We start from the raw sequence: 3,944 nt of genomic DNA on the forward strand, positions 1-3,944 counted from the left end.
GGGTGCCACCACGGCACTGTATCCGGGTGACGACGCGGGTCGCGCGCACGCGATCGCCGGGGGCGGCGGTAGGTTCTACCCCGTGAGACCCGTCCGCCAGTGCTCCCGCACCGCGTGCGGTCGTCCGGCGGTCGCGACCCTGACATACGTGTACGCCGACTCGACGGCCGTCCTCGGCCCGCTCGCCACGCTCGCCGAGCCGCACTCCTACGACCTGTGCGCCGAGCACGCCTCGCGCCTGACCGCCCCGCGCGGGTGGGAGGTCGTCCGGCTGACGCCCGAGTTCGTCGAGACCGGCCCGAGCCACGACGACCTGCTCGCGCTGGCCGACGCCGTGCGCGAGGCGGGCCGCCCGGCCCCCCGGCACGCCGCCGCGGTGCCCGACGGGCTGCCGCCCGCCGCGGAGCTCGACACCGAGCGGCGCCGCGGGCACCTGCGCGTGCTGCGCGGCGAGGAGGACTGACCCGCGATGGCCGGTGCAGGGGGCGGTGGGACAGGTCGTCGCAAGGGACGCCGGGGGGAGCCCGAGCCGACGCCGCTGGGCTCGCTGAGCCAGGCAGGGCAGGAGCACGCGCCCGGCACCGGTGACTGCGAGGTGTGCGGGTCGACCCGGCTCACCCGGCTGCACCTCGCGCTCGCCGACGGGACGGACGTGACGTTCGTGTCCTGCCACGAGTGCGAGCACCGCGCGTGGTTCCCGCTCGACGGGGACGGGACGTCGCTGAGCCGCGACGAGGTCGTCCGGCGGTCCAGCCGGGGCTGACCGGCGCACCCGTCCGGGTGCAGCGGAAGCACCCCTGGTGGGGCCGCGTGGCCGGACGCCGATGGGATACCGTGACGCCGTGCCTGAGACCCGCGCGCTGCCCGACCTGACCGGCCTGATCAAGGCGTACGACGTCCGGGGCACCGTCCCGGACCAGCTGAACGCCGGCGTCGCCCGTGCGATCGGCGCGGCCTTCGCCGACGTCGTGGTCCTGCCGGAGGCCGCCGACGGCGCCCGCCCGCGCGTGGTGATCGGCAACGACATGCGCCCCTCCGGGCCGGAGCTGGTCGGCGCGTTCGCCGAGGGTCTGGCCGCCCGCGGGGTGGACGTCGTCACGATCGGGCTGTGCTCGACGGACGGCCTGTACTTCGCGTCGGGCCACCTCGGCATCCCGGGCGCCATGTTCACCGCGAGCCACAACCCCGCCGAGTACAACGGCATCAAGCTCTGCCGCGCGGGCGCCCGCCCGGTCGGCCAGGACTCGGGCCTGTCCCGGGTGCGCGACCTCGCGGCCGAGTACCTGCGCGACGGCGTCCCGGCCCCGGCCGAGGGCGCCGCGCCGGGCGCGGTCACCGAGCAGGACCTGCTGGGGGACTACGCCTCGTTCCTGCGCGGCCTGGTCGACCTGTCGGGCATCCGCCCGCTCAAGGTCGTCGTGGACGCCGGCAACGGCATGGGCGGGTTCACCGCGCCGGCCGTGCTCGGCACCGGCGCCGGGCTGCCCGAGCTGCCGCTCGAGGTCGTGCCGCTCTACTTCGAGCTCGACGGGACGTTCCCGAACCACGAGGCCAACCCGCTGGAGCCGGAGAACCTGCGCGACCTGCAGCAGGCGGTCGTGGAGCACGGCGCCGACATCGGCCTGGCGTTCGACGGCGACGCCGACCGCTGCTTCGTCGTCGACGAGCACGGCGACCCGGTCAGCCCGTCCGCGATCACGGCCCTGGTCGGCCTGCGCGAGATCGAGCGGGAGAAGGCGGAGGGCCGCACGCCCACCGTGATCCACAACCTCATCACCTCGATGGTCGTGCCCGACCTGGTGACCGCGGCCGGTGCCAAGGCCGTGCGCACCCGGGTCGGCCACTCGTTCATCAAGGCGCAGATGGCGGAGTCGGACGCCGTGTTCGGCGGCGAGCACTCCGCGCACTACTACTTCCGCGACTTCTTCTTCGCGGACACCGGCATGCTCGCGGCCATGCACGTGCTCGCCGCGCTGGGCGGCCAGCCGCACCCGCTGTCGGCGCTCGCCGAGCAGTACCAGCCGTACGTCGCCTCGGGGGAGATCAACTCCCGCGTCGCCGACGTCGCCGCCGCCCGCGAGCGGGTCGTCGAGGCGTACGTCGAGCAGCAGGGCGCCGGCCCCGTCACCGTCGACGAGCTCGACGGCCTGACGGTCTCGCACTGGGACGGCCACCCGCAGTGGTGGTTCAACCTCCGGGCGTCGAACACCGAGCCGCTGCTGCGGCTGAACGTCGAGGCCGCCGACGAGGACATCATGGAGAAGGTCCGCGACGACGTGCTCGCCCTCGTCCGCCAGGACGGTGCCGCGTGAGCGCCGCCGAGCCCGTGGGCACCACCGGCCTCGCCCCCTGGGTGCGCGAGCTGCTGCGCTGCCCCGTGACCGGCGCGACGCTGGTCGACGGCGTCGGCCCGGGCGGCCAGCCCGAGCTCGTGTCGACCGACCCGGACCGCCCGCTGGCGTACCCGGTGCGCGACGGCATCCCCGTCCTCCTCGCCGACGAGGCCCGCCCGGTCTAGCATCACCGCTCGGGCCACCGCGCGGCGGCCTCGGGCGGCCCCGGTCGCCCGCGCGCTGACCAGCGGAGGGACCGGCATGGCACACGGAGGCGGGAACAAGGCGATCATCGCCGCGCTGTCCGCGAACCTGGGCATCGCGGTGACGAAGTTCATCGCGTTCCTGCTCACCTCGTCCAGCTCCATGCTGGCCGAGTCGGTGCACTCGGTCGCCGACTCCGGCAACCAGCTGCTGCTGCTCGTCGGCGGTCGCCGGGCCCGGCGCGCGGCCGACGAGGAGCACCCGTTCGGCTACGGCCGCGAGCGGTACATGTACGCGTTCATCGTCGCCATCGTGCTGTTCAGCCTCGGCGGCCTGTTCGCGCTCTACGAGGCCTGGCACAAGTTCGCCGACCCGCACCCGATCGAGTCCTGGCAGTGGGTGCCGCTCGTCGTGCTGGTCGCCGCGATCATCATGGAGGGCCTGTCGTTCCGCACCGCGATCGGCGAGGCGAACCACACCCGCGGCAAGCAGGGCTGGGTGTCGTACATCCGCACCGCCAAGGCGCCCGAGCTGCCCGTCGTGCTGCTGGAGGACTTCGGCGCGCTGATCGGCCTGGTGCTCGCGCTGTTCGGCGTGTCCATGACGCTGGTGACCGGCGACGGCCGCTGGGACGCGATCGGGTCCGCGGCGATCGGCCTGCTGCTCGTCGTCATCGCGATCGTGCTGGCGGTCGAGACCAAGAGCCTGCTGCTCGGCGAGTCCGCCAGCCGCAAGGACGTCGACGCCATCCGCGCCGCCCTGGTCGGGCCGGGCGTGCCGTCGGTCATCCACCTGCGCACGCTGCACCTCGGCCCGGAGGAGCTGCTCGTCGCCGCGAAGATCGAGGTCCCGGCGGCGTCGAGCGCGGCGGACGTCGCGGAGGCCATCGACGCGGCGGAGCAGCGCGTCCGCGCCGCGGTGCCCATCGCGCGGGTGATCTACCTGGAGCCGGACCTGCGCCACGCGGTCGCCGGGGTCTGACCCGGGCTCCCGGCCCGGGCCTGGCGCGCTCGGAGGACCCGGGTTCAGACCGCGGCGACCGCCGGGCGGCGGGACAGGAGCGCGACCACGACGACCGCCAGCAGCATCACGGCTGCGGCCGCCGCGCCGAGCACCGCGTAGCCCGGGCCCGCCACCACCCAGCCGCCCACCAGGGCGCCCAGGCCGGTGCCGAGCGAGATGACCGACGAGTTCAGCGCCACGACGAGCTGGCCGTGCCGTCCCGCGAGCGTGAGCAGGACGTTCTGCAGCGGGGAGTTCATCGCCCACGCCGCGAACCCCCAGAGCGCGAAGACGGCGAGGGCGGTCCACGCGGTGGCCGTCGCGGGGGTGAGCAGCAGCAGCGCCAGCACCGAGGTCCCGAGCGCGAGAACGATGCTGCGTGCGGCCCCGAACCGGTCCGCGAGC

At 74.8% G+C, this 3,944-nt stretch carries 6 protein-coding genes; 5 read left to right on the plus strand and 1 reads right to left on the minus strand.

What is annotated here, in order from left to right; all coding sequences use genetic code 11:
* Positions 1 to 82: 82 nt before the first annotated feature.
* The 5 genes from G6556_RS17525 to G6556_RS17545 all read left to right on the plus strand — a co-directional run bounded on the left by G6556_RS17525 (position 83) and on the right by G6556_RS17545 (position 3,518).
* On the plus strand, positions 83 to 463 hold the full coding sequence (locus tag G6556_RS17525; RefSeq protein ID WP_166944246.1) for a DUF3499 domain-containing protein: 381 nt from the start codon (positions 83 to 85) through the stop codon (positions 461 to 463).
* 6 nt (positions 464 to 469) lie between these two features.
* On the plus strand, positions 470 to 763 hold the full coding sequence (locus G6556_RS17530; RefSeq protein WP_240934689.1) for a hypothetical protein: 294 nt from the start codon (positions 470 to 472) through the stop codon (positions 761 to 763).
* A 79-nt stretch (positions 764 to 842) separates the two neighbouring features.
* The gene (locus G6556_RS17535) at positions 843 to 2,312 is read left to right on the plus strand and encodes a phosphomannomutase/phosphoglucomutase (protein WP_346774976.1); all 1,470 of its coding nucleotides are present in this window, start codon (positions 843 to 845) and stop codon (positions 2,310 to 2,312) included.
* Positions 2,309 to 2,518, plus strand: a complete 210-nt coding sequence (locus G6556_RS17540; RefSeq protein WP_205693691.1) for a hypothetical protein — start codon at positions 2,309 to 2,311, stop codon at positions 2,516 to 2,518. Before G6556_RS17535 ends, G6556_RS17540 begins: the two co-directional genes overlap by 4 nt.
* A gap of 76 nt (positions 2,519 to 2,594) precedes the next feature.
* Entirely contained in the window at positions 2,595 to 3,518 is a 924-nt protein-coding gene (locus G6556_RS17545; RefSeq protein ID WP_166944250.1) for a cation diffusion facilitator family transporter, read from the plus strand.
* 44 nt (positions 3,519 to 3,562) lie between these two features.
* On the opposite strand, the gene G6556_RS17550 is transcribed toward G6556_RS17545, so the two are convergent.
* Positions 3,563 to 3,944 (minus strand): MFS transporter (locus G6556_RS17550; protein WP_166944252.1); only part of this gene is annotated, 382 nt, incomplete at its 5' end.

It is taken from the genome of Cellulomonas sp. IC4_254, assembly GCF_011603975.1.
Lineage (GTDB): Bacteria > Actinomycetota > Actinomycetes > Actinomycetales > Cellulomonadaceae > Cellulomonas.